Source organism: Pseudomonas parakoreensis (assembly GCF_021602155.1).
In the GTDB taxonomy this organism is placed as follows: domain Bacteria; phylum Pseudomonadota; class Gammaproteobacteria; order Pseudomonadales; family Pseudomonadaceae; genus Aquipseudomonas; species Aquipseudomonas parakoreensis.
Genome location: NZ_BQHY01000001.1, coordinates 394,556 through 417,560, shown reverse-complemented (window position 1 = coordinate 417,560; position 23,005 = coordinate 394,556). Strand labels below are relative to the sequence as shown.

Sequence of the window (23,005 nt, the reverse complement as noted above, 5' to 3'; positions counted from 1 at the left end):
CACTCTTGGGCACGCCATGGATTCCGGTAGCCCGACATGATCAAACGCCTGCTTCTTGTTCTCGCCAGTGCTTCTGTGTTGTTGCTCAACACGGCGCGGGCCGAAAACAGTCCCGACACCGATCTGGTGCTCCTCACCGAAAACTTTCCGCCCTACAACATGGCGAAAGACGGCAAGAATTTCGCCAAGGGCGAGAACATCAACGGCATTGCCGCCGACATCGTGCGTGAAATGTTCAAGCGTGCCGGGCTCACCTACAGCCTGACGCTGCGCTTTCCGTGGGAGCGGGTCTACAAACTGGCATTGGAAAATCCCGGTTACGGTGCTTTCGTGATGGCGCGCCTGCCGGATCGCGAAAACCTGTTCAAGTGGGTCGGTCCGATCGGTCCGGACGACTGGATCATGTTGGCCCGGGCCGACAGCAAGATCACCCTCGAAACCCTCAGCGATGCGCGCAAATACAAGATCGGTGCCTACAAGGGCGACGCAATTGCCGAGACCCTGGCCAAGCAAGGCTTGAAGCCGGTGGTCGTCCTGCGCGATCAGGACAACGCGAGAAAACTGGTCAACGGCCAGATCGACCTGTGGGCCACCGGTGATCCTGCCGGGCGTTACCTGGCGCGGCAGGACGGGGTCACCGGTCTCAAGACCGTATTGCGCTTCAACAGCGCCGAGTTGTACCTGGCGCTGAACAAGGACGTGTCGGATGCAACGGTCGCCAGGCTGCAGGCGGCGCTGGATCAGATGCGCAAGGACGGTGTGGTCGACGAAATCATGGGGCGCTATCTGTAGCTGTCGGCAACGCTTTGTCCGCGGCTTCATGAATGCATTCGTGCGGCGGATACTGCAGCAGTTCCAGGCTCTCGAACTGGGTGTAACCAAGGTTGATCCCCGCTTGCGAGCCATCTGCACGAAGTAGCTCGTAGAAGCTTTCCTGCTGATAAGCCGCGACAAATTTGCCTTTGTCGGCCATGGCGAGGACGTGGCTGATGAACGGTGTCAGCCAGCCGCTGGTTGAGGTTTCGCAGTGCGTGAACTGGCGGTCGAGTCTCGCCGAGAATGGCAGTAACGGATGGACGTCGCCCTTTGTTGCCCAGGCGCTCACAAAACTGATGGCGGTAACCTGGGTGAACAGGCGCAGCACCTTCGGATTCTGCAGCCGTTGCGCAGTCCACTTGAATGCCCGCGCCTTGTCGCCCGTATTGTGTCCGCTCCCGACCAGATAATACTGGTCGGTTCTTTCCAGGCGATAGAAGGGCGTGGTGCGTAATTGTTCGAGCGGTGACAGGTCATCCTTGACCACGAACCACGGAAGTTCCACCACTTGAGCGAGGGAGGCCGCTCCGTTGGTTTGCGGAGCGTCCGCTGCGCGGAGCGCCGGCAACACTGGCGATGATTTGATCAGCGGCGCGATCTGCATCCGCAAGGCAAAGACACTGACCTCGGCCTGTGGTCGGTTGAAGCTGTCTGCCGCAACGAAGGTGCCGGGTGCGAAGTGAATGTCTCCTGGCGGTGCGCTGGGCGGCGTGACGCTCCAGGCGCTGAAACTTTGCCGTGCACCGCTGCCCTTGTCGCTCCAGAGCATATTGCCGACCGTTGAAGCGATCACCAGATCGGCCCGGACGCAGCGCACGCTACTGAGCAGTGGCTTGTCGTCGCCGCTGGAGCAAACCTGGCCCAAGGCAACGTAGCCGGCCGGGGGCAGCGGTCGCCAGACCGTGCAGTTGGTTTTGGCGCCCGAGCCGGTATCTTTCCAGACTTGTTCAAAGTCGAGGGGCGCGCTGAGGGCTCTGGCTTTTGTCGGGTCGGTCTCGCGCTCGCTGACAACGGCCACGATGTGTTTTGCGTTGATGTTGTCGTGGCTGCCCACCACGACATCGCCTAACGGAAAGTAACCCGGCAGCATCTCGGGAGAGGGGGTCGGGCGCCAAAAGCTCCCGGGTGCCGCTTTCGATCCGCTGCTGTCCCAGATGCGCTGGAAATCAGTCGTGAAGTTGATCAGCAGATTGTCCAGCGTGATCGGTTTTGCCTGTTGCGGGACGCCTGCGTCCTTCTCTTCGGTATTCATAATCAGCCCTGATAGTGAAAGACGACTCGGGAAGAGTCGTCACGGTTGCAGGGCTCACTATCCGGCCGTGAGCGGGCCGTTTGGCGGTAATTATGTATAGCGGGCGAGGCTGTTCAACGGTAGACGCCGTCCTTGCCATGGGCGGCGGTGGCGCGATTGCTGCGCACGCTGATCATCTGCTTGATGTCGATCCACTCGATGCCTTGTGCCTTGAGCTTCGGCAATTCACGTTCCAGTACGGCCAGGGTCTGCGGATACGGGTGACCGATCATCACCGCCGAACCCTGCTTGCGCGCCAGACTGATGGCGGTCTGCAGTTGGGTGAAGATGGCGGCTTCGGTGCGCTCGTCATCAAGAAACACATCCCGCGAAACACTCGCCAGATCGATCTTCTGTGCCTGTTGCGCCGCCACGGTCTGCGCACTGGTGCGGCTGTCGACGAAGAACTTGTGCCGGCGCTGCAACTCACCCATCAGCCACGCCATCGCCAGCGGCTGAGCGGTCATGCGACTGCCCATGTGGTTGTTGATGCCAGCGGTGTAGGGGACCATTTTGAAGGCGGCGTCGAGGCGCTTTTGCAGTTCCTCGAGCGGCAGTTCGGGATGCCAGGCGTAAGGGCCGGTGGCCGGGTCCATCGGCATGTGCAGAATCACGATCTTGCCGGCGCGATGGGCTTCGCGGGCGAATTCGGTAGCGTGCGGGGTGTCGGGCATGATCGCTGTGGTCACCGGGCCGGGCAGGGCCAGCACGCGGCGATCCCGGGGCAGGTTCTGCCCCAGGTCGTCGATGATCAGCGTCAGGTAGGCTTTTTGCGAGGTGGTCCTGGCGGGTTCCGCGTGAGCAGCACCCGCCAGACAGCACAGCAGGACGAAGAGCAAACGCAACGACATCCTCAACGGCCAGACGTGATGCTCAGCCCTTTGAGCAGGCTTAGCGCCTGGGCCAACTGGTAATCGTCATCCTGCGGCATGGCCTTGGCCTTCGCACCGGAACCGGACGGCTTGTCCGCGCCGCCGTTGCCGTTGCCCAGGTGACCTTGCAGGTCGGCTTCCTTGAAGTAGTCGCCGTCGGCTTCGTTGGTGATCTTGGCCTTGCGCACTTCGATGTCCGGGACGATGCCCTGGGCCTGGATCGAGCGGCCGTTCGGCGTGAAGTACAGTGCCGTGGTGATCTTCAATGCGCGGTCGTTGTTCAGCGGCAGCACGGTCTGCACCGAGCCTTTGCCGAAACTGGTGGTGCCCATGACCACGGCGCGTTTCTGGTCCTGCAGGGCGCCGGCGACAATTTCCGAAGCCGAGGCGCTGCCACCGTTGATCAGCACGACCATTGGTACCGCTTCGCTTTCGTCCTTGCCGGTGGCGGAGAAGCGCAGTTCGGAGTTGGCGATCCGGCCTTTGGTGTAGACGATCAGGCCTTTCTTGATGAAATGGTCGACCACTTCCACGGCGGCCTGCAGCACCCCGCCCGGGTTGTTGCGCAGGTCGAGGATGATGCCGTTGAGCTTCTTGCCGTTATCCTTGCGCAGCTTGGCCAGGGCCTTGGAGACCTCTTCGCCGGTCTTGACCTGGAACTGGGTGATGCGGATGTAGCCGTAGCCCGATTCCAGCAGTTGCGCCTTGACGCTCTTCACTTGAATCACGGCGCGGGCCAGAGTCACGTCGAACGGCGTACCGCCATCGCGCACCAGAGTCAGGGTGATTTTCTGGCCGATCTTGCCGCGCATCTTGTCCACGGCTTCGGTCATAGTCTGGCCACGGGTCGGCTGGCCGTTGATCTTGACGATGAAGTCCCCGGCCTGAATGCCGGCCTTCGACGCCGGGGTGTCGTCGATCGGCGAGACGACTTTGATGAAACCGTCTTCGGAGCCGACTTCGATGCCCAGGCCGCCGAATTCACCGCTGGTGCTTTCCTGCAGTTCGGTGAAGTCTTCAGGGCCGAGATAGGCGGAGTGTGGATCGAGGTTGCTGAGCATGCCCTTGATCGCGTTTTCCAAAAGGGTCTTGTCGTCCACCGGCTCGACATAGGCGGCCTTGATCCGGTCCATCACCTCGGCAAAGGTGCGCAACTCTTCCAGCGGCAACGGTGCCTTGGCGGTCGCGGCAGTGCCTGCCGGAGCGACGGCCGGGGCCGGTTGAGCGGCGAACGCCAGAGGCGCGCCGATCACCAGGGCGATCGTCAGGGCCAGCGAGGTAAGGCGGGACAAATGCAGCATGTCGAACGAACTCCTGAATTAGGCGACGCGCTTATCCTTGCGCGTGACACCATTGCGCCGGATCACTCGGGTGACCCTGCTGACGAATTGCGAAATACAGCGCTGGTGTGTCCTGACCGCCACTGTTACCCACAGTGGAGATCGACTCACCGGCTTTTACCACGTCACCGGCCGACTTGAGCAGCGTCTGGTTGTGACCGTAAAGACTCAGATAACCATTGCCGTGATCGAGGATCACCAGCAGCCCGGCGCCACGCAACCAGTCGGCGAACACCACGCGCCCGCCGTGTACGGCATGCACCTGGCTGCCGGCGGCGGCGCTGATCATCACGCCATCCCACTTGGTGCGGGCATCGTCGCCACGGCTTTCGCCGAAGCGTGCCAGCAATCGACCATCAACCGGCCACGGAAGTTTTCCCCGGGTTGCAGCAAAAGGGCCACCGAAGGTCTCGCCGCTGCTGGATACCAGCGCGCCTGGCGTTGACTTGACTGGTTTTCGTGGGGCGTCGCTGGTGTCAGCCTGCGCCTCACGCAAACGCTTTTTTTCCGCTTCCTGCTGGGCGATCAGCGCTTTCTGCCGCGCTTCTTCTGCCTCACGGGCCTGACGGGCCAGGGTTTCTTCAATGGTTTTAAGGACTTTAGACAGGTCTGCCTGATCCTGCTCGCGGGCGGCCAGTTTCTGGTCGCGGGCTTTCACGTCATCGTTGAGCTTGGCGAGGACTTGCTGGCGCTCCTTGCGGACTTTTTCCAGTTCGTCGCGCTGGCTGTCGAGGCTGCTTTTCTGCACCAGCAATTGCGCCTGCTGCGTGGCGATGTCTTTTTCGACATTGGCCAGTTGGCGCAGGGTTTCGTTGAAGTTCTTCAACTGCTCCAGGCGGGCCTGGCTCAGGTAATCGTAATAGGTGAGGGTGCGGGCGAATTTCTCGGGATTCTGCTGGTTGAGCAGCAGCTTGAGGTATTCCTGACGGCCGTTCTGATAGGCCGCGCGGGCCTGGATGGCGATCAGTCGCTGCTGTTCAGTGCGCGCGCTCTGGAGTTTTTTTTTCTCCGCATCGAGTCGCTGCAGCTCGGATTCGCTCTTCTTCAGCTCTTTCTGCAGGGCATCGACCTGTTTCTCGAGCTTGCCCATCTCGGTTTCAGTGCCCTTGAGCTCTTTCTGCACACCGGATTTTTCTTCCTGCAGCTTGCCCAGCAGCTTTTTCAGCTCGGCAATGTCCTGACGCGTGGCATCCAACTGCTGTTGGGTTTGCGCGCGCTCGTCAGCGAAGGCCGGTTGGAGCAGGCAGGTCAGAGCGAGGGCGATCAGGACGCGGAGCATAGAGGCGGGCGGCACCAGGGTAATGGACGGCCTAGTATGCCCGCCCGGGGCTGCAAAAAAAACGCCCAATTGGGCTTGTGTGATAACTGGAGCGCCGCAGAGGCCCATTTCCATTTCGTAAACCCCATAAACCACTGTGGGAGCTGGCTTGCCAGCGATGGCGTCTGCACATTCAACATAGCTGTTGGCTGTCAGATTGCTATCGCTGGCAAGCCAGCTCCCACAGGGTTTGGCGGTGTTTGATCTGGTGAATTACACCAGAATCGAGGTACCCGTCATCTCCGCCGGTTTTTCCAGGCCCAGTAGCATCAGCATGGTCGGAGCCACGTCCGCCAGTACGCCGCCTTCACGGACCTTGAGGTCACGCTTGCCGACATAAATGAACGGCACAGGCTCGGTGGTGTGCGCGGTGTGCGCCTGGTGGGTTTCTTCATCGGCCATTTTTTCGACGTTGCCGTGGTCAGCGGTGATCAGCGCTTCGCCGCCGACTTTTTCCAGCGCCTCGACGATGCGCCCGACGCAGGTGTCCAGGCATTCCACGGCTTTCACCGCAGCGTCGAACACGCCGCTGTGGCCGACCATGTCGCCGTTGGCGTAGTTGACCACGATCACGTCGTAACGCTGGTGTTTGATCGCATCGACGATACGGTCAGTCACTTCCGGCGCACTCATTTCCGGCTGCAGGTCGTAGGTGGCGACTTTCGGCGACGGGATCAGAATGCGCTCTTCGCCTGGGAACGGTTCTTCACGGCCACCGGAAAAGAAGAAAGTGACGTGTGCGTATTTTTCGGTTTCGGCGATGCGTAGCTGGGTCTTGCCGTTTTTTGCCAGGTAGTCGCCAAGTACATTTTCCAGGCTGCCCGGAGCGAAGGCGGCCGGGGCCGGGATGCTGGCCGCGTATTGGGTCAAGCCGACGTACTGCACTTTTGGCTGGCGCGCGCGCTCGAATTCCTTGAAATCGTCTTCGACGAACACGCGGCTCAGCTCGCGGGCGCGGTCGGCGCGGAAGTTCATGAACACCACGGCGTCGCCGTCTTCAACCTTGACCGGCTCGCCGATGGTGGTGGCTTTGACGAATTCGTCGCTTTCGCCACGGGCGTAGGCAGCGTCGAGGCCTTCCTGAGCAGTGGCGGCGTTGAATTCGGCGTTGCCGTCGACGATCAGGTTGTAGGCCTGTGATACACGGTCCCAACGGTTGTCGCGGTCCATCGCGTAGTATCGACCGATGAGGCTGGCGATGCGCCCCTTGCCGAGCGCCTGGAACGTCGCATCGAGCAGTTCGATCGACGAAGCGGCGCTCTTTGGCGGCGTATCGCGGCCATCAAGAAAGGCGTGCAGGTAGATTTTTTCGGCGCCGCGCTTGAATGCCAGTTCGGCCATGGCGATCAAGTGATCCTGGTGGCTGTGCACGCCGCCATCGGACAGCAGGCCCATGAAATGCACGGCTTTGCCGGCGGCCACGGCTTTATCGACAGCGGCGCAGATGGTCGGGTTCTCGAAAAACTCGCCGTCGCGGATCGCTTTGGTCACGCGCGTGAAGTCCTGATACACCACGCGCCCGGCGCCGAGGTTCATGTGGCCGACTTCGGAGTTGCCCATCTGGCCGTCCGGCAGACCGACGTCCATGCCGCTGCCCGAGATCAGGCCGTTCGGCACCGTGGCCCACAGACGGTCGAGCACAGGCTTCTTCGCCGCATACACGGCATTGGATTCGTGGCTGTCACTGTGACCGAAGCCGTCGAGAATCATCAGGACCAAAGGTTTAGGCGTGGTAGTCATGGAATCCACTCGTGGCTAATAAAGAAGAGGGCGATGGAAAAGGGAGTGGCAGTTTAAAGCGAAGTTCCTGCGGCGTCACCGCCGGACGGGGTTTGGCCCACCATAGTGGCTGTGTATACTGGCCGACATTTTAACGCCCTGGAACCTCCTTCGATGGTTGCTCACCTGATTGAATTTGCCACTAACCACTACATTCTTGTCGGTATCTTCGTCGTACTGCTGGCTCTGCTGCTGGCGCACACGATGCAGGGCGGCGGTAAAAGCCTGAGCACTGGCGAGCTGACCGCATTGGTCAACAAGGACGCAGGCGTGGTGGTGGACATCCGTCCGGCGAAAGATTACGCCGCCGGTCATATCGTTGGCGCGATCAACATTCCTCAAGACAAGCTGGCTGCGCGTGCCGGTGAGCTGGAAAAGCACAAGGCCAAGACCATCATTCTGGTGGACGCCCTGGGCCAGACCGCTGGTACCCACGCTCGCGAGCTGATGAAATCCGGCTTCACCGCCGCCAAGCTGTCCGGCGGGATCTCCAGCTGGAAAGGCGACAACCTGCCGTTGGTGAAGTGATATGAGCGAAGTCATCGTCTACTCCAGCGATTACTGCCCTTATTGCATGCGAGCCAAGCAATTGCTCGCGAACAAAGGTGTGGCCTTCGAAGAGATCAAGGTCGATGGCAAGCCGCAGGTTCGTGCTGCCATGAGCCAGAAGGCCGGACGCACCTCCGTGCCGCAGATCTGGATCGGCGACAAGCACATCGGCGGTTGTGATGATTTGTATGCCCTGGAGCGCGCCGGCAAGCTCGACGCGCTGCTCAAGGCCTGAACGGCTGCACCCACGTACAGCAATCCCTAAAAGACCCAAGATCAGAAAGGATCTGAGATGACTGACCAACAGAACACTGCAGCCAGCGAAGAAGAAACCGCACCGCAATTCTCCTTGCAGCGCATCTACGTACGCGATCTGTCCTTCGAAGCCCCGAAAAGCCCGGCGATCTTCCGCCAGCAGTGGGACCCGACCGTCGGTCTGGACCTGAATACCCGTCAGAAAGAACTGGAAGGCGATTTCTACGAAGTCGTGCTGACCCTGTCCGTGACCGTGAAAAACGGCGACGAAGTGGCCTTCATCGCTGAAGTGCAGCAGGCCGGTATCTTCCTGATCAAGAACCTGGACGCGGCTTCGATGAGCCACACCCTGGGTGCGTTCTGCCCGAACATCCTGTTCCCGTATGCTCGCGAAACCCTGGACAGCCTGGTGACCCGCGGTTCGTTCCCGGCCCTGATGCTGGCGCCAGTGAACTTCGACGCCCTGTACGCGCAAGAGCTGCAGCGCATGCAGGCTGCGGGCGAGACGCCGACCGTTCAATAAGCGGTTTGAGCGACAACGAAAAAAGCGCCGTAACGGGCGCTTTTTTCTTGGGTTGGAATACAGACTTCATGACTTCATGTAGGAGCTGCCGCAGGCTGCGATCTTTTGATCTTGATCTTCAAAAACAGGATCAAAAGATCGCAGCCTGCGGCAGCTCCTACAGGATCGGGTGGTTATTTGAAGTCGTTCTGCCGCCACGCTTCGTACACGGCCACCGCCACAGTGTTGGACAGGTTCAGGCTGCGGCAGCCTTCACGCATCGGCAGGCGCAGACGCTGCTCGGCGGGCAGGGCGTCGAGCACTTCCGGTGGCAGGCCACGGCTTTCCGGGCCGAAGATGAACGCATCGCCCGGGACGAACGCGGCATCGTGAAACGGCCGCGAGCCCTTGGTGGTGAAGGCGAACAGCCGTGGGTTGCCGAGGCTCTCCAGGCAGCTGGCGAGGTCGGCGTGGCGCTGCAACGTGGCATATTCGTGGTAGTCGAGTCCGGCCCGGCGCAAGCGCTTGTCGTCCATCTCGAAACCCAGCGGTTCGATCAAATGCAGGTGGCAGCCACTGTTGGCGCACAGCCTGATAACGTTGCCGGTGTTCGGCGGAATTTCTGGTTGAAAAAGGATGACGTGAAACATGCACGGCTCCGCAGGTAAAGATGACGCGCATTCTACGCCGCCAGCCGACCCGCGTTCGAAACTATTCCCGCGGGTGATCGGTTCGCTGGCGATTTTCGGCTTGATGGTCGGCTTGATGATCGGTCGCCTGACCACGCCGGACCCGAGCGTGCTGCAGCAGGTTGACGTGACCGCTGACGGCCTGGTGGTGTGGTTCAACAATGAGCCGAAGCTGCACGGGGAGATCATCGACGGTACCGTGGCCTTGTTGTTTCAGGCTGAAGGCCGCGCGCAGAAGGGCCAGCTCAAGCTCAATGGCAAGGATGTGAACTGGCGTACGCGAGTGAGTGACGGTGGGCTGTTGTTGACAGTGCTGGCGGCGCGGCCGCTGCAAGGGGAATGGGCCGGGAGCAAGGTCGATGACCGCTGGCGGCTGGAGATCCATCTCCGGGAGCAATAAAAGCGGGAATCCCCGGCCTGCCTGTACCGGGGTTCCCAAAACGGGGTGGACTTCGCTGAGAGCGTCGGTCCGGTGTAAAGAGGGAACCCCCGGCCTGCCTGTACCAAGGATCCCAAAAGGGTGGGTTCGCCGCGTTGCGGTTTGAACCCGGTGTAAAGAGGGGAATCCCCGGCCTGCCTGTACCAAGGCCCCCGAAACGGGTGGTGAATCGAATCACCTGTGAGGGATATTGCAGGCGGCGTGCCAGTTTTAGTATTTCGAAACAGAAAAAAGCTTCAGATGCACGAAAGCCCCGTAAATCGGGGCTTTCGTGCATCTGCTTGGTTGGAGCTTTGAACCCGGTTGGTGTTTTTTTGATCAGTGAGATATGCCCAATTGCGGTTCGCCGTGCCTTGTGGCGGTGCACACAAAAAAAGATCGCAGCCTTCGACATCTCCTGCAGGGCTATACATTCTCTGCAGGAGCTGCCGAAGGCTGCGATCTTTTTGCGGACGATTAGAGGAGGGGCTTAGCCCTCATCCCCCTCATCATCTTCCCCGCCATCCACTTTCATTCCCAATTCCTTGATCTTGCGCGTCAGGGTATTACGCCCCCAGCCGAGCAATACCGCCGCATCACGCCGGCGTCCGGCCGTGTGCTTCAGCGCGGTCTCGATCATGATCCGTTCGAAAGCCGGCACTGCGCTGTCGAGCAGGCTCGACTGGCCACGGGCCAAGGCTTGATCGGCCCACTGACGCAGCGCCTGCTCCCAATTGGTCACCGGTGCCGAATCCTGCGGCAGGCTCAGCAGTTCCGGCGGCAGGTCACTGATGTGCACTTCGCGACCGGAGGCCATCACGGTGATCCAGCGGCAGGTGTTCTCCAGCTGCCGCACGTTGCCCGGCCATGGCAGGTTCTTCAGGTATTCCTCAGTCTCGCTTTTCAGCAGCTTCGGTTCCACCGCCAGTTCTTGCGCGGCGCGGCTGAGGAAGTGTTTGGCCAGGGTCGGGATGTCTTCGCGACGGTCCGACAGGCGCGGAATGTGGATGCGGATCACGTTGAGGCGGTGGAACAAGTCCTCACGGAATTTGCCGGCGTGCACCAGGGTTTCCAGGTTCTGGTGGGTCGCGGCAATGATCCGCACGTCGACCTTGACCGGCACATGCCCGCCAACGCGATAGAACTCGCCATCGGCCAGCACCCGCAGCAAACGGGTCTGGGTATCGGCTGGCATGTCGCCGATTTCATCAAGGAACAGCGTGCCGCCGTCCGCCTGTTCGAAACGCCCGCGACGCAGGTTGGCCGCGCCGGTGAACGCGCCTTTCTCGTGGCCGAACAGCTCGGACTCCATCAGGTCCTTGGGGATCGCCGCCATGTTCAGTGCGATGAACGGCGAGGCCGCGCGCGGGCTGTGGCGGTGCAGGGCGTGGGCCACCAGTTCTTTACCGGTGCCGGACTCGCCGTTGATCAACACCGTGATGTTGGAGTGGCTCAAGCGGCCGATGGCGCGAAACACTTCCTGCATCGCCGGTGCTTCACCGATGATTTCCGGGGTACGGGTCAGCGCGGGTACCACTTCCAGGCCTTGCTGTTCCTGCGCATGCTGATTGGCGCGCTTGACCAGCGACACCGCCTCGTCAACATCGAACGGCTTGGGCAGGTACTCGAACGCTCCGCCCTGATAGGAGGCGACGGCGCTGTCCAGGTCGGAGTGAGCGGTCATGATGATGACCGGCAACCGTGGGTGCTGTTCGCGGATGCGCGCCAGCAGATCGAGGCCACTGGCGCCCGGCATGCGGATGTCGGAAATGATCACATCAGGCTGCTGACGGGCCAGACGACTCATCACGCCATCGGCGCTGTCGAAGCTCTGCGTGGTCATGCCTTCCTGCTGCAAGGCTTTTTCCAGAACCCAACGGATAGAACGGTCGTCATCGACGATCCACACGGTTTCACTACGGCTCATGTCGATGTGGCTCCTTGTTCCAGTGGCAGAAAGATCGAGAACGTGGTGTGGCCGGGGTGGCTGTCACACTCGATCAGGCCCTGGTGCTGGCTGATGATGTTCTGGGTGATGGCCAGGCCCAGCCCGGTACCGTCCGGGCGGCCGCTGACCATGGGAAAGAAGATGGTTTCCTGAAGTTCCGCCGGGATCCCCGGGCCGTTGTCGATGATTTCGATCTTGGTTACCAGGCGATGGCGGACGTGGCCGATGGTGAACTGGCGCATGGTCCGGGTGCGCAGGCTGATGCGCCCCAGACGCAGCTCGTTCTGGCTGCTGATCGCCTGCATCGCGTTGCGCACGATGTTCAGCACGGCCTGAATCATTTGTTCGCGGTCGATCAATACGTCGGGAATGCTCGGGTCGTAGTCGCGCACCAAAGTGATGCAGCCCTGGCTTTCCGCCTCGACCAGTTGGCAGACGCGTTCGAGCACTTCGTGGACGTTGCACAGCGCCAGCGATGGCAGCTTGTTCGAGCCGAGCATGCGGTCGACCAGATTACGCAGGCGGTCGGCCTCTTCAATGATCACGTTGGTGTAGTCGCGCAGGCTGTCTTCCGGCAACTCGCGGGCCAGCAATTGCGCGGCGCCACGGATGCCGCCGAGCGGATTCTTGATCTCATGGGCCAGACCGCGCACCAGCATTTTGCTGGTTTCCTGCTTGGACAACTGCGCCTCTTCCTTGGTGATCCGCAGCAGGCGGTCACGCGGGTGCACTTCCAGCAAGAGCATGGTTGCGCCGTTGCTGAGGATCGGCGTCACCGCGTAGTCCACGGTAAGGGTCTGGCCGGTGAGGGCGGTGAGCATCGCTTCGCGCTTGGTGAACGGGTGCGCCTGTTCGACTGCCTGACGCAGCGAGTTGAGCGCCTCGGTAGACTCGGTGAACAACTCGCTGATGAACTGCCCATGGCTGCGCTGGCCGCTGATGGCCAGCAGCATCTCGGCCGCCGGGTTCATGTACTCAAGGCGCAATTCGGCGTCGAGCAGGATGGTAGCGGTGGTCAGGTTGTCGAGCAGCAAACGGTGGATTGCGTCGCTAATAGTCATCGGAGCCTCTTTTGGGGGCGGAGCGTGCGCAAGAAGCAGGCGTCGTTAAACGGAAAATGCAAAAACCAAACCAAGGCTCCGAAAAGAAGCGTTCGTCCCCTGAAACAGGCGTTTGACGCTCGCTTGCGTGGCGCCAATGTGCTCAGGGCGTGAAGTTTCGAACCAAATTGGGTTGAAATGTGAGTACGGTGCAGTCTTATGCACCAATATAGTGCGCAAAGCTGAACAGCGTTAGAAGAAGCGCAGGAAGGGATTTTTTTCTTCGGCGGGTTTGTCTTTCAATGGGCATTCCGGGCGCACGCCGTAGTCCTCGCTGACGCAGGGTTTGACTTGGCGTTTTTGTGCCAGCGAGATGCGCAGCATGTGGAACGGCTGGTTGGCGGTGCGTTCGACGGTGCGGCCCTGCTCATCGAGGATTTCCACTGACAGGTTATGGCTGCCGCGATCAATGTTGCTCAGCGGGAAAACAGGACTCAGGCCCGGCTCGCCAGTGGCTTGTCCGTCCAGCAGCAGGCGATAGCGGTGACCCTGCTGTAGACCCGGTTCGCTGGTGACGCTGACGATCACCTCGCCCGCGCTGCTGCGAAGGGTCGCGTCCGGCTCGGGGATGAGGATGCGCAGCATGTCGTAGTGAAACAGCGGTTGTTCCGGGGATTTTTTTGCGGCGTTGATCGGCGCAGCGACCGTGGGGTTGGCCGACATGCGGTTGCTGGTTGCGATGGGAACGCGCTTGGCATTGCCGCGCGGCTGATCGGTGTAGACGCGATTACCCTGCGCATCGACGTAGGTGAAGACCTCCGCCGAAACGGGCAGGGCCAACAGGCACAGGATCAGCCAGAAAATCTTCATGGCTTGTGCACCCGCTGCACGGTGAACACCACTGTTGGGCTCTGCTGGATGATCGTTTCGCCGTCGATCACCTGCACCGCGAGATGATGCTCGCCGCGATCGACATTCACCAGTTGCAGGATTGGCACATTGCTCGGCTGGCCGTAAGGCGCGTCGTCCAGCACCAGCCTCAATTGGTGTGGCGCCTGCAGGCGCGGCTTGATCAGCACATTGACAGTGAAGGTGCCGTTGTTGGCGCGCAGCGCTTCTTCGCTGGGCAGGCCGGTCAGCTCCAGCACCTCGTAGGCGCTGCGTGCAGATGGTCGGTTGTCGGTGCTGGTGGGCGTCGCTGAGCCCGATGCTTGCGGCTCGACGCTGTTAAGTGGCGGCAACTCAAGCGGTTGCGCTTTGACGCCGTCCGGCGAGTGATCGCTGTAGACCGTGTTGCCGTTGGCGTCGGTGTACTTGTAGATCTGCGCGGCGGCGGGCAAGGCGATCAACAGCAGAATGTAGAGAAAGGTGCGACCCATGAAATCGACCGGGAAAGAAAGCGATGGGGTGCAGCATAGGTCAGGGTGCGGCGGTTGGCCCAGCCCGGGACATATCCGGAGATCATTCAGACGCCAAAATCCCCTGTGAGAGCGAGCCTGCTCGCGAAGGCGGCGCATCAGTCGCCATCCCCGTCAATGACCCACCGTATTCGCGAGCAGGCTCGCTCCCACAGGGGATTTGTGTAGCTTCATAAATCGTGGGCAATAAAAAGGCCTCCCGAAGGAGGCCTCTTTTTGTCACGCCGCGTGGCGCGGCGCTACCGGATCAGCAGCTGTAGTACAGCTCATATTCCAGTGGGTGTACGAAGGTACGGACCTTGATTTCTTCTTCGGATTTCAGCGCGATGTAAGCGTCGATGAAGTCGTCGGAGAATACGCCGCCCTTGGTCAGGAACGCACGGCCCTTGTCCAGCTCTTCCAGGGCTTCTTTCAGGCTGCCGCAAACCTGTGGGATTTCTTTCGCCTCTTCAGGCGGCAGGTCGTACAGGTTTTTGTCAGCGGCATCGCCAGGGTGGATCTTGTTCTGGATACCGTCCAGACCGGCCATCAGCAGTGCTGCGAATGCCAGGTACGGGTTGGCAGCCGGATCCGGGAAACGAGCTTCGATACGACGGCCGCGTGGGCTGTTGACGTAAGGAATACGGATCGAGGCGGAGCGGTTGCGAGCCGAGTAGGCCAGCATTACCGGCGCTTCGAAACCTGGCACCAGACGCTTGTAGGAGTTGGTGGCCGGGTTGGTGAAACCGTTCAGGGCCTTACCGTGCTTGATGATACCGCCGATGAAGTACAGGGCGGTTTCGGACAGGCCGGCATAGCCTTCGCCAGCGAAGGTGTTCTTGCCGTCTTTGGCGATGGACATGTGTACGTGCATGCCCGAGCCGTTGTCGCCGTACAGTGGCTTCGGCATGAAGGTCGCAGTGCGGCCGTAAGCGTCGGCAACGTTGTGGACAACGTATTTCAGGGTCTGAACTTCGTCAGCTTTTTTCACCAGGGTGTTGAACTTGACACCGATTTCGTTCTGACCGGCAGTCGCCACTTCGTGGTGGTGAACTTCAACGGTCTGGCCCATCTCTTCCAGTGCGTTGCACATGGCAGTACGAATTTCGTGGTCGTGGTCGAACGGCGGAACCGGGAAGTAGCCGCCTTTGATACCAGGACGGTGGCCTTTGTTGCCGCCTTCGATGTCCTGGTCGGACATCCACGAACCTTGCTCGGAGTAGATCTTGAACATCGAGCCGGAGATGTCGGATTTGAACTTCACTTCGTCGAAGATGAAGAATTCTGGTTCTGGACCGGCGAAGACGGTGTCACCGATACCGGTGGTCTTCAGGTATTCCTCGGCGCGGTGCGCGATGGCGCGCGGGTCGCGATCGTAACCTTGCATGGTCGAAGGTTCGATGATGTCGCAAACCAGGATCAGGGTCGCGTCTTCGGTGAACGGGTCGAGAACGGCAGTATCGTCGTCCGGCAGCAGGATCATGTCGGAGGCTTCGATGCCTTTCCAGCCAGCGATGGAGGAACCGTCGAACATCTTGCCGACTTCGAAGAAGTCGTCTTCCAGCGCATCGCGAGCCGGCATGGTCACGTGGTGCTGAGTGCCTTTGGTGTCCGTGAAGCGCAGATCAATCCACTTGACGTCATGATCTTTGATGAGTTGAACCGACTTCGACATAGTGTCCTCCGGGTGGCTTAGGGCTTGGTAGTGGATGCCCTTAATTTGGGTGATGCCGGCGCAGATACTCTGCCAAGGCAACCTGCCTCACAAGGGAGCAAATTGCATGCCAGTGCCCCAGCATGGGTTTTTTGCCCCAATTTCACGCTTTCGAAGCAAGAAAGCGCCATAAAGGCGAATTTATCGCCCCTTAATGTAGCGCTTCAAATCAGAAATGACCCGTTTTGGTGCAAGTGAAACCTTCTGCATATTAACTGGTTAAACCTTGAGCAATTTCCGCTATAATCCGCGCCCCCCTTTTTCGGCTGGCCCTGCGCGCGCTGTTTTCATGAAACTAATCGTAAAAGTCTTCCCCGAGATCACCATCAAAAGCCGCCCTGTCCGGATGCGTTTCATCCGCCAGCTGGCCAAGAACATCCGCGCCGTGCTCCGCGATCTGAACCCGGCCGTGGTGGTGAACGGTGTGTGGGACAATCTCGAGCTGGAAACCCGCGTGACCGACCCCAAAGCCTTGAAAGAGATGGGCGAGCGCCTCACTTGTACTCCTGGTGTCGCGCATTTTCTGCAGATCGACGAATACCCGCTGGGCGACTTCGACGACATCACCGAGAAGTGCAAACAGCACTACGGCGATGTGCTGGCCGGGAAGATTTTCTCGGTGCGCTGCAAACGTGCAGGCAAGCATCCGTTCAGCTCGATGGACGTCGAAAAATACGTCGGCAGCAAGCTGCGTCGCGAATGCGGGGCGGCCGGAATCGACCTCAAAGACCCGGAAATCGAAGTTCGCATCGAAGTTCGCGACCAACGGTTGTTTGTCATCCACAGCCAGCACAACGGTATTGGCGGTTACCCGCTCGGCGCCCTGGAGCAGACGCTGGTATTGATGTCCGGCGGCTTTGACTCGACGGTTGCCGCGTACCAGATCATGCGCCGCGGCCTGATGGCACATTTCTGCTTCTTCAATCTGGGCGGGCGTGCCCACGAACTGGGCGTGATGGAAGTCGCGCATTTCATCTGGAAGAAGTACGGCAGCTCGCAACGCGTGCTATTTGTCAGTGTTCCGTTCGAAGAAGTGTTGGGCGAAATTCTCGGCAAAGTCGATAACAGTCATATGGGCGTCGTATTGAAGCGTATGATGTTGCGCGCATCGTCGGCCATTGCCGACCGGCTGCACATCGACGCGCTGGTCACCGGCGAAGCGATTTCCCAGGTATCGAGCCAGACGCTGCCGAACCTGTCGGTGATCGACTGCGTGACCGACAAGCTGGTCCTGCGCCCACTGATCGTTGCGCACAAGCAGGACATCATCGACACGGCCAACGAGATCGGCACCGCCGATTTCGCCCGGCACATGCCGGAGTACTGCGGGGTCATCTCGGTCAATCCGAAGACCGCCGCCAAGCGCCACCGTGTTGAGCACGAAGAGAAAGAATTCGACATGGCGGTCCTCGAGCGTGCGCTCGAAAACGCCAAACTGGTGCCGATCGATCGAGTGATCGACGAATTGGGCCAGGACTTGCAGATCGAAGAAGTCGGCGAAGCGCTGGCCGGTCAGATCGTCATCGACATCCGTCACCCGGATGCGGCCGAGGATGACCCGCTGGAACTCGCCGGCATAGAAGTACAGACGATGCCGTTCTACGCAGTGAACGCTCGTTTCAAGGAGCTGGATCCGACTCGCCAGTACCTGCTGTATTGCGACAAAGGCGTGATGAGTCGCCTGCATGCTCACCATTTGCTCAGTGAGGGGCATGCCAATGTGCGCGTTTATCGACCGAGCTAAGTGCCCGGGGCTGTTTGCCTGTGGCCTGCGTCACCGGCCCCCCGACACCGCCGTCAAGCTGTAACGGCCATGCCGGACACTACTGTTAATCGCTGCCAAGACTTGTCAGCAAACCGAATCCTCTGATCGAGATACACAAGTGATCGAAAATCTACGTAACATCGCCATCATTGCCCACGTTGACCATGGTAAGACCACCCTGGTAGACAAACTCCTGCGTCAATCCGGCACCCTGGAGCGCAACGAGCTCAACGACGAGCGCGTGATGGACTCCAACGACCAGGAAAAAGAGCGCGGTATTACCATCCTGGCGAAAAACACCGCCATCAACTGGAACGGCTACCACATCAACATCGTGGACACCCCGGGCCACGCCGACTTCGGCGGCGAAGTAGAACGCGTAATGTCGATGGTTGACTCCGTTCTGCTGCTGGTTGACGCTCAAGACGGCCCTATGCCGCAAACCCGTTTCGTGACCAAGAAGGCGTTCGAAGCCGGCCTGCGTCCAATCGTGGTGATCAACAAGGTTGACCGTCCAGGCGCGCGTCCGGACTGGGTTCTGGACCAGATCTTCGACCTGTTCGACAACCTCGGTGCGACCGAAGAACAACTGGACTTCCAGGTTGTTTACGCTTCGGCCCTGAACGGCATCGCCGGTCTGGACCACACCGCCATGGGCGAAGACATGACTGCGCTGTACCAGGCAGTGGTCGACCACGTTCCGCCTCCGGCCGTTGACCGTGACGGTCCGTTCCAGATGCAGATCTCCGCTCTGGACTACAACAGCTTCCTGGGTGTTATCGGTGTTGGCCGTATCGCTCGTGGTCGCGTCAAGCCGAACACCCCGGTTGTCGCGATCAGCGCCGACGGCAAGCGCCGCAACGGTCGTATCCTGAAGCTGATGGGTCACCACGGTCTGCACCGCATTGACGTTGAAGAAGCAGCAGCCGGCGACATCGTCTGCATCAGCGGCTTCGACGAGCTGTTCATCTCCGACACCCTGTGCGACATCAACACCGTCGAGGCGATGAAGCCGCTGACCGTTGACGAGCCAACCGTTTCCATGACCTTCCAGGTAAACGACTCGCCATTCTGCGGTAAAGAAGGCAAGTTCGTGACCTCCCGTAACATCAAGGATCGTCTGGACAAAGAGCTGCTGTACAACGTTGCACTGCGCGTTGAAGAAGGCGACTCGGCTGACAAGTTCAAGGTTTCCGGCCGTGGTGAGCTGCACCTCTCGGTACTGATCGAAACCATGCGTCGCGAAGGCTTCGAGCTGGCCCTGGGCCGTCCTGAAGTGATCATCCGTGAAGTTGACGGCGTGAAGCAGGAACCGTTCGAGAACGTCACCATCGACATCCCTGAAGAATCCCAGGGCAAGGTCATGGAAGAGATGGGTCTGCGTAAAGGCGACCTGAGCAACATGGTGCCGGATGGCAAGGGCCGTGTTCGTCTGGAATACAACATCCCTGCTCGCGGTCTGATCGGTTTCCGTAACCAGTTCCTGACCCTGACCAACGGCGCTGGCATCCTGACCTCGATCTTCGACCGTTACGCGCCAGTGAAGTCGGGCCACATGTCCGGCCGTCAGAACGGCGTTCTGGTTTCGGTTGAAACCGGCAAGGCACTGACCTACTCGCTGGAAACCCTGCAGGCTCGCGGCAAGCTGTTCGTAGAACACGGCCAGGAGATCTACAACGGTCAAATCGTTGGTCAGAACAGCCGCGACAACGACCTGGGTGTGAACCCTACCAAAGGCAAGAAGCTCGACAACATGCGTGCTTCGGGTAAAGACGAAACCATCGCTCTGGTGCCACCTGTTCGCTTCACTCTGGAACAGGCTCTGGAATACATCCAGGAAGACGAGCTGTGCGAAGTCACTCCTAAGTCCATCCGTCTTCGCAAGAAGATCCTGGACGAAAGCGAGCGTACCCGCGCTGCCAAGAAAGCCAAGGCGTAATTCAGCCCGAGCTTGAAAAAACGCCCCCGGTCGCGAGACCGGGGGCGTTTTTGTTTGTCCGGGATTTGTGCGGGGTTTGTGCTGGCCTCATCGCTGGCAGCCAGCTCCCACAGGGTTTTGCGTCGCACATGAATCTTGTGTACGACAACAATCAATGTGGGAGCTGGCTTGCCAGCGATGGCGGCCGGACAGGGCCGAAAATATCAGGAAAGGTCAGAACTTCTCGATCGACCGCGAATTCTGCACCCGCTCGACTTCTTTCGGCTTGTACGCGCAATACCCCGGCCGCGGGCCGATTTTCGGGTGGTTGCGGCAAGTGTCCGGGCGCTTGTCATAAATGGTGCACAGGCGGCTTTTACGATCCAGGTAGTAGCAATCGTTGTTGCTCATGCGCTGCAGGGTGAAGATCCCCGACTTCTGGTTGAAGCGCTCGACCAGCCCTTCCTTTTGCAGGCGCTTGGCGATGTTCTTCGGCGGATCGCCCAGCTCGAACTCGTCGACCACGCCGATGCGTACCAGGTCCTTGATCTTGACCTCGACCGGCAGGGTGCAGCAGCTGGAGACACAAGAGCCGCACATCGGGGCCGAATATTTGGCCCACGTATCGAGACGGTCGATCTCGGCGGCGGCAATCAGGTTGGGCTTCATCATCGGGGGTTACCAGGCGTGTATGCATCAGGGCGCGCGATCATACCGGGACTGGTGGATTTTTGAACAACCTTTCGCCAGATTTTTGCAAACGCCGTGTAAATGCCATTCAGTCCGGCACGGCCCCTGCATTCATTAGCCCACTCGCCAAGGTAATGCCGGGCGATCTCACCGACTTCGGAAAAACTGCCGAACCTGCGCCTCTACCGTCGGTCAGACCGTCTAGGCTCAGACAATTCCCCGCTCGCTCGAGGTCCTATCGATGACTCAAGAACCACTAGTTCGCGAAGCAGAGGTGGCCGCATTCCGCGATGCCGTCCTGACCAAGCTCACCTATGCGGTGGGCAAAGACCCGGATCACGCCTTTGACCATGACTGGTTCGAAGCCATTGCCCTGGCGGCACGCGACCACATGGTCGAACACTGGATGGACCACACCCGGCAGATCTACCGCAAAGGCCAGAAGCGGGTGTATTACCTCTCGCTGGAATTTCTCATCGGCCGTTTGCTCTACGACAGCCTGAGCAACCTCGGCCTGCTGGACGTCGCCCGTGAAGCGCTGACCGAACTGGGCGTCGATCTGGAACGGATCCGCCTGCTGGAACCTGACGCGGCACTCGGCAATGGCGGCCTCGGGCGTCTGGCGGCGTGCTTCATGGAAAGCATGTCGACCCTCGGCATTGCCGGGCACGGTTACGGCATTCGTTATGAACACGGGTTGTTCCGCCAGGCCATCGTCGATGGCTGGCAGCAGGAACAGACCGAGCACTGGCTGGATTTCGGCAACCCGTGGGAGTTTGAGCGTCCGGAAGTGGTGTACACCATTGGCTTCGGTGGCAGCGTCGAAACCGTCACCGATGCCAGTGGCAAGACCAAACAGGTCTGGTCGCCGGCGGAAACCGTGCGGGCGATTGCCTACGACACGCCGGTGGTCGGCTGGCGTGGGGCGAGCGTCAACACTCTGCGCCTGTGGCGTGCACGCGCCATGGAAGATCTGCACCTGGAGCGTTTCAACGCCGGTGATCACCTGGGCGCGGTGGCTGAGGTAGCTCGCGCGGAAAGTATTTCCCGGGTGCTTTACCCGGCGGACAGCACTGAGGCCGGGCAGGAATTGCGCCTGCGTCAGGAATATTTCTTCGTCGCGGCTTCGCTGCAGGATTTGCTGCGTCGCCATCGCAACATGCACACCTCGGTGCTGACTCTGGGCGACCATGCAGCGATTCAGCTCAACGACACCCACCCCTCGATTGCCGTCGCCGAACTGATGCGGCAACTGGTCGACGTCTACGACGTGGCCTGGGATGCGGCGTGGCAAGTCACCGTCGACACGCTGTCGTACACCAACCACACGCTGTTGCCCGAGGCGCTGGAAACCTGGCCGGTCGGTTTGATGGAGCGCATGCTGCCGCGGCACATGCAGATCATTTACCTGATCAACGCGCAGCACATCGACTCGCTGCGCGCCAAGGGCATTCATGATTTCGACGTGCTGCGCGCGGTGTCGCTGATCGAAGAAGACAACGGTCGTCGGGTGCGCATGGGCAACCTCGCGTTCCTCGGATCGCACAGCGTCAATGGCGTATCCGGTCTGCACACGCAACTGATGCGCAAGACCGTGTTCGCCGAACTGCACAAGCTCTACCCGGAGCGGATCAACAACAAAACCAACGGCATCACCTTCCGCCGCTGGTTGTTCCAGGCCAACTCCGAACTGACCTCGATGCTGGTCGATGCACTCGGCCCGCAGGTGCTGGATAACCCGGAAGAGCGCTTGCTCGATCTGGAGCCGTTCGCCGAGAAAACCACGTTCCGCAAAGCCTTCGCCGAGCAGCGCCTGCACAGCAAGAAAGCATTGGCCTATCTGATTCACGAGCGGTTGGGGATCGCGGTCAATCCGGCGGCGATGTTCGACGTGCAGGTCAAACGGATCCACGAATACAAGCGCCAGTTGCTCAACCTGATGCACACGGTGGCGCTGTATCAGGCGATTCGTGCCGAGCCGGAAGTGGACTGGGTACCGCGGGTGAAGATCTTCGCCGGTAAAGCGGCCGCGAGTTATCACCAGGCCAAGCTGATCATCAAGCTGACCAACGACATCGCCCGGGTGGTGAACAACGACCCGACCGTGCGTGGTTTGCTGAAGGTGGTGTTCCTGCCCAACTACAACGTCAGCCTCGCCGAGAGCATCATTCCGGCGGCGGACTTGTCCGAGCAGATTTCCACGGCCGGCTTCGAAGCGTCGGGCACCAGTAACATGAAGTTCGGTCTCAACGGCGCACTGACCATCGGCACCCTCGACGGTGCCAACGTGGAAATGTGCGAGCGCATCGGCGCCGAGCATATGTTCATCTTCGGCCTCAGTGCGCAGCAGGTTGAAGCGCGCAAACAGAACCACGAGTTCAGCGCCGCGCCGGACATCGCCGCGTCGCACCGTTTGAGCGACGTGCTGCAAGCGATCCGCAGTGGCGTGTTCTCGCCGGATGACACGTCGCGCTATACCGGGCTGATTGATTCGCTGGTGGACTACGACCGCTTCCTGGTCTGCGCCGACTTCGATTCCTACTGGGAAGCACAGAAACGCGTCGATGCGCACTGGCACGACGCTAACAACTGGTGGCGTTCGGCAGTGCTCAACACGGCGCGGATGGGCTGGTTTTCCTCTGACCGGACCATTCGTGAGTACGCCACGGATATCTGGAAGGCACTGGAGTAACTTTTCGCTGGG

20 protein-coding genes are annotated in these 23,005 nt (G+C 60.1%); 8 read left to right on the top strand and 12 right to left on the bottom strand.

Annotated elements, in window-relative coordinates; all coding sequences use genetic code 11:
* Positions 1–36 precede the first annotated feature (36 nt).
* Positions 37–792 (top strand): substrate-binding periplasmic protein, encoded by a 756-nt coding sequence (locus L6D63_RS01745; RefSeq protein WP_131670903.1) that lies wholly within the window; start codon positions 37–39, stop codon positions 790–792.
* On the opposite strand, the gene L6D63_RS01740 is transcribed toward L6D63_RS01745, so the two are convergent.
* The 5 genes from L6D63_RS01740 to gpmI form a co-directional block, all read right to left on the bottom strand.
* On the bottom strand, positions 773–2,068 hold the full coding sequence (locus tag L6D63_RS01740) for a Vps62-related protein (protein ID WP_131670904.1): 1,296 nt from the start codon (positions 2,066–2,068) through the stop codon (positions 773–775). The two genes, L6D63_RS01745 and L6D63_RS01740, sit on opposite strands and share 20 nt — an antisense overlap.
* A gap of 113 nt (positions 2,069–2,181) precedes the next feature.
* Complete coding sequence (locus L6D63_RS01735; protein ID WP_047290853.1) at positions 2,182–2,958, bottom strand: divergent polysaccharide deacetylase family protein; 777 nt, start codon at positions 2,956–2,958, stop codon at positions 2,182–2,184.
* Between the two features lie 2 nt (positions 2,959–2,960).
* Positions 2,961–4,280 carry a S41 family peptidase gene (locus L6D63_RS01730; RefSeq protein ID WP_025110929.1) on the bottom strand — a complete coding sequence of 440 codons (1,320 nt, stop codon included), beginning with the start codon at positions 4,278–4,280 and terminating at the stop codon, positions 2,961–2,963.
* Positions 4,281–4,311: 31 nt separating this feature from the next.
* Positions 4,312–5,598, bottom strand: coding sequence for a murein hydrolase activator EnvC family protein (locus L6D63_RS01725; RefSeq protein WP_041071412.1), 1,287 nt, complete (start codon positions 5,596–5,598; stop codon positions 4,312–4,314).
* Positions 5,599–5,850: 252 nt separating this feature from the next.
* The gene (gpmI, locus tag L6D63_RS01720; RefSeq protein WP_131670905.1) at positions 5,851–7,377 is read right to left on the bottom strand and encodes a 2,3-bisphosphoglycerate-independent phosphoglycerate mutase; all 1,527 of its coding nucleotides are present in this window, start codon (positions 7,375–7,377) and stop codon (positions 5,851–5,853) included.
* A 153-nt stretch (positions 7,378–7,530) separates the two neighbouring features.
* On the opposite strand from gpmI, the gene L6D63_RS01715 reads away from it, so the two are divergent.
* Genes L6D63_RS01715 through secB form a run of 3 tightly spaced genes read left to right on the top strand, consistent with a single transcriptional unit; the run spans position 7,531 to position 8,743 of the window.
* Positions 7,531–7,944: a rhodanese-like domain-containing protein gene (locus tag L6D63_RS01715; protein WP_041071418.1), complete on the top strand. Its 414-nt coding sequence runs from the start codon at positions 7,531–7,533 to the stop codon at positions 7,942–7,944.
* 1 nt (position 7,945) lies between these two features.
* Positions 7,946–8,200, top strand: coding sequence for a glutaredoxin 3 (gene grxC, locus L6D63_RS01710; RefSeq protein WP_131670906.1), 255 nt, complete (start codon positions 7,946–7,948; stop codon positions 8,198–8,200).
* A 57-nt stretch (positions 8,201–8,257) separates the two neighbouring features.
* Positions 8,258–8,743: a protein-export chaperone SecB gene (secB, locus tag L6D63_RS01705; RefSeq protein ID WP_025110924.1), complete on the top strand. Its 486-nt coding sequence runs from the start codon at positions 8,258–8,260 to the stop codon at positions 8,741–8,743.
* 173 nt (positions 8,744–8,916) lie between these two features.
* Here secB and L6D63_RS01700 read toward each other — a convergent pair whose 3' ends face one another.
* A complete protein-coding gene (locus L6D63_RS01700) occupies positions 8,917–9,372 on the bottom strand; it encodes a tRNA (cytidine(34)-2'-O)-methyltransferase (RefSeq protein WP_003220777.1) in 456 nt (151 codons plus the stop codon).
* On the opposite strand from L6D63_RS01700, the gene L6D63_RS01695 reads away from it, so the two are divergent.
* A complete protein-coding gene (locus L6D63_RS01695) occupies positions 9,371–9,811 on the top strand; it encodes a hypothetical protein (protein ID WP_131670907.1) in 441 nt (146 codons plus the stop codon). The genes L6D63_RS01700 and L6D63_RS01695 overlap by 2 nt on opposite strands.
* 508 nt (positions 9,812–10,319) lie before the next feature.
* Here the strand turns inward: L6D63_RS01695 and ntrC are convergent.
* The 5 genes from ntrC to glnA form a co-directional block, all read right to left on the bottom strand.
* Complete coding sequence (ntrC, locus tag L6D63_RS01690) at positions 10,320–11,756, bottom strand: nitrogen regulation protein NR(I) (protein ID WP_131670908.1); 1,437 nt, start codon at positions 11,754–11,756, stop codon at positions 10,320–10,322.
* The gene (gene glnL / locus L6D63_RS01685) at positions 11,753–12,838 is read right to left on the bottom strand and encodes a nitrogen regulation protein NR(II) (RefSeq protein ID WP_007961730.1); all 1,086 of its coding nucleotides are present in this window, start codon (positions 12,836–12,838) and stop codon (positions 11,753–11,755) included. The genes ntrC and glnL overlap by 4 nt, the downstream gene beginning before the upstream one ends.
* A 231-nt stretch (positions 12,839–13,069) precedes the next feature.
* Complete coding sequence (locus L6D63_RS01680; RefSeq protein ID WP_121183245.1) at positions 13,070–13,687, bottom strand: DUF4124 domain-containing protein; 618 nt, start codon at positions 13,685–13,687, stop codon at positions 13,070–13,072.
* Positions 13,684–14,196, bottom strand: coding sequence for a DUF4124 domain-containing protein (locus L6D63_RS01675; RefSeq protein ID WP_131670909.1), 513 nt, complete (start codon positions 14,194–14,196; stop codon positions 13,684–13,686). Before L6D63_RS01675 ends, L6D63_RS01680 begins: the two co-directional genes overlap by 4 nt.
* 286 nt (positions 14,197–14,482) lie before the next feature.
* Entirely contained in the window at positions 14,483–15,889 is a 1,407-nt protein-coding gene (gene glnA / locus L6D63_RS01670; RefSeq protein ID WP_003220788.1) for a glutamate--ammonia ligase, read from the bottom strand.
* 328 nt (positions 15,890–16,217) lie between these two features.
* Between glnA and thiI the strand changes: the two genes are divergently transcribed.
* Together thiI and typA are read left to right on the top strand one after the other, a co-directional pair.
* The gene (thiI, locus tag L6D63_RS01665) at positions 16,218–17,672 is read left to right on the top strand and encodes a tRNA uracil 4-sulfurtransferase ThiI (protein ID WP_131670910.1); all 1,455 of its coding nucleotides are present in this window, start codon (positions 16,218–16,220) and stop codon (positions 17,670–17,672) included.
* A 139-nt stretch (positions 17,673–17,811) separates the two neighbouring features.
* A complete protein-coding gene (typA, locus tag L6D63_RS01660; protein ID WP_007961739.1) occupies positions 17,812–19,632 on the top strand; it encodes a translational GTPase TypA in 1,821 nt (606 codons plus the stop codon).
* A 213-nt stretch (positions 19,633–19,845) separates the two neighbouring features.
* Here the strand turns inward: typA and L6D63_RS01655 are convergent, their stop codons facing one another.
* The gene (locus L6D63_RS01655; RefSeq protein WP_007961740.1) at positions 19,846–20,283 is read right to left on the bottom strand and encodes a YkgJ family cysteine cluster protein; all 438 of its coding nucleotides are present in this window, start codon (positions 20,281–20,283) and stop codon (positions 19,846–19,848) included.
* Positions 20,284–20,542: 259 nt separating this feature from the next.
* Between L6D63_RS01655 and L6D63_RS01650 the strand changes: the two genes are divergently transcribed.
* The gene (locus tag L6D63_RS01650; RefSeq protein ID WP_047290859.1) at positions 20,543–22,993 is read left to right on the top strand and encodes a glycogen/starch/alpha-glucan phosphorylase; all 2,451 of its coding nucleotides are present in this window, start codon (positions 20,543–20,545) and stop codon (positions 22,991–22,993) included.
* Positions 22,994–23,005: the final 12 nt, after the last annotated feature.

Excerpts from the sequence above, each read along its gene's own strand:
- L6D63_RS01730 (WP_025110929.1), bottom strand. The coding sequence starts at position 4,280 with ATGCTGCATTTGTCCCGCCTTACCTCGCTGGCCCTGACGATCGCCCTG.
- L6D63_RS01655 (WP_007961740.1), bottom strand. The coding sequence starts at position 20,283 with ATGATGAAGCCCAACCTGATTGCCGCCGCCGAGATCGACCGTCTCGAT.
- grxC (WP_131670906.1), top strand. The coding sequence starts at position 7,946 with ATGAGCGAAGTCATCGTCTACTCCAGCGATTACTGCCCTTATTGCATG.
- L6D63_RS01745 (WP_131670903.1), top strand. The coding sequence starts at position 37 with ATGATCAAACGCCTGCTTCTTGTTCTCGCCAGTGCTTCTGTGTTGTTG.
- glnL (WP_007961730.1), bottom strand. The coding sequence starts at position 12,838 with ATGACTATTAGCGACGCAATCCACCGTTTGCTGCTCGACAACCTGACC.
- ntrC (WP_131670908.1), bottom strand. The coding sequence starts at position 11,756 with ATGAGCCGTAGTGAAACCGTGTGGATCGTCGATGACGACCGTTCTATC.
- L6D63_RS01680 (WP_121183245.1), bottom strand. The coding sequence starts at position 13,687 with ATGAAGATTTTCTGGCTGATCCTGTGCCTGTTGGCCCTGCCCGTTTCG.
- L6D63_RS01675 (WP_131670909.1), bottom strand. The coding sequence starts at position 14,196 with ATGGGTCGCACCTTTCTCTACATTCTGCTGTTGATCGCCTTGCCCGCC.
- glnA (WP_003220788.1), bottom strand. The coding sequence starts at position 15,889 with ATGTCGAAGTCGGTTCAACTCATCAAAGATCATGACGTCAAGTGGATT.
- L6D63_RS01735 (WP_047290853.1), bottom strand. The coding sequence starts at position 2,958 with ATGTCGTTGCGTTTGCTCTTCGTCCTGCTGTGCTGTCTGGCGGGTGCT.
- L6D63_RS01715 (WP_041071418.1), top strand. The coding sequence starts at position 7,531 with ATGGTTGCTCACCTGATTGAATTTGCCACTAACCACTACATTCTTGTC.
- thiI (WP_131670910.1), top strand. The coding sequence starts at position 16,218 with ATGAAACTAATCGTAAAAGTCTTCCCCGAGATCACCATCAAAAGCCGC.
- secB (WP_025110924.1), top strand. The coding sequence starts at position 8,258 with ATGACTGACCAACAGAACACTGCAGCCAGCGAAGAAGAAACCGCACCG.
- L6D63_RS01700 (WP_003220777.1), bottom strand. The coding sequence starts at position 9,372 with ATGTTTCACGTCATCCTTTTTCAACCAGAAATTCCGCCGAACACCGGC.
- L6D63_RS01650 (WP_047290859.1), top strand. The coding sequence starts at position 20,543 with ATGACTCAAGAACCACTAGTTCGCGAAGCAGAGGTGGCCGCATTCCGC.
- L6D63_RS01740 (WP_131670904.1), bottom strand. The coding sequence starts at position 2,068 with ATGAATACCGAAGAGAAGGACGCAGGCGTCCCGCAACAGGCAAAACCG.
- L6D63_RS01695 (WP_131670907.1), top strand. The coding sequence starts at position 9,371 with ATGCACGGCTCCGCAGGTAAAGATGACGCGCATTCTACGCCGCCAGCC.
- gpmI (WP_131670905.1), bottom strand. The coding sequence starts at position 7,377 with ATGACTACCACGCCTAAACCTTTGGTCCTGATGATTCTCGACGGCTTC.
- L6D63_RS01725 (WP_041071412.1), bottom strand. The coding sequence starts at position 5,598 with ATGCTCCGCGTCCTGATCGCCCTCGCTCTGACCTGCCTGCTCCAACCG.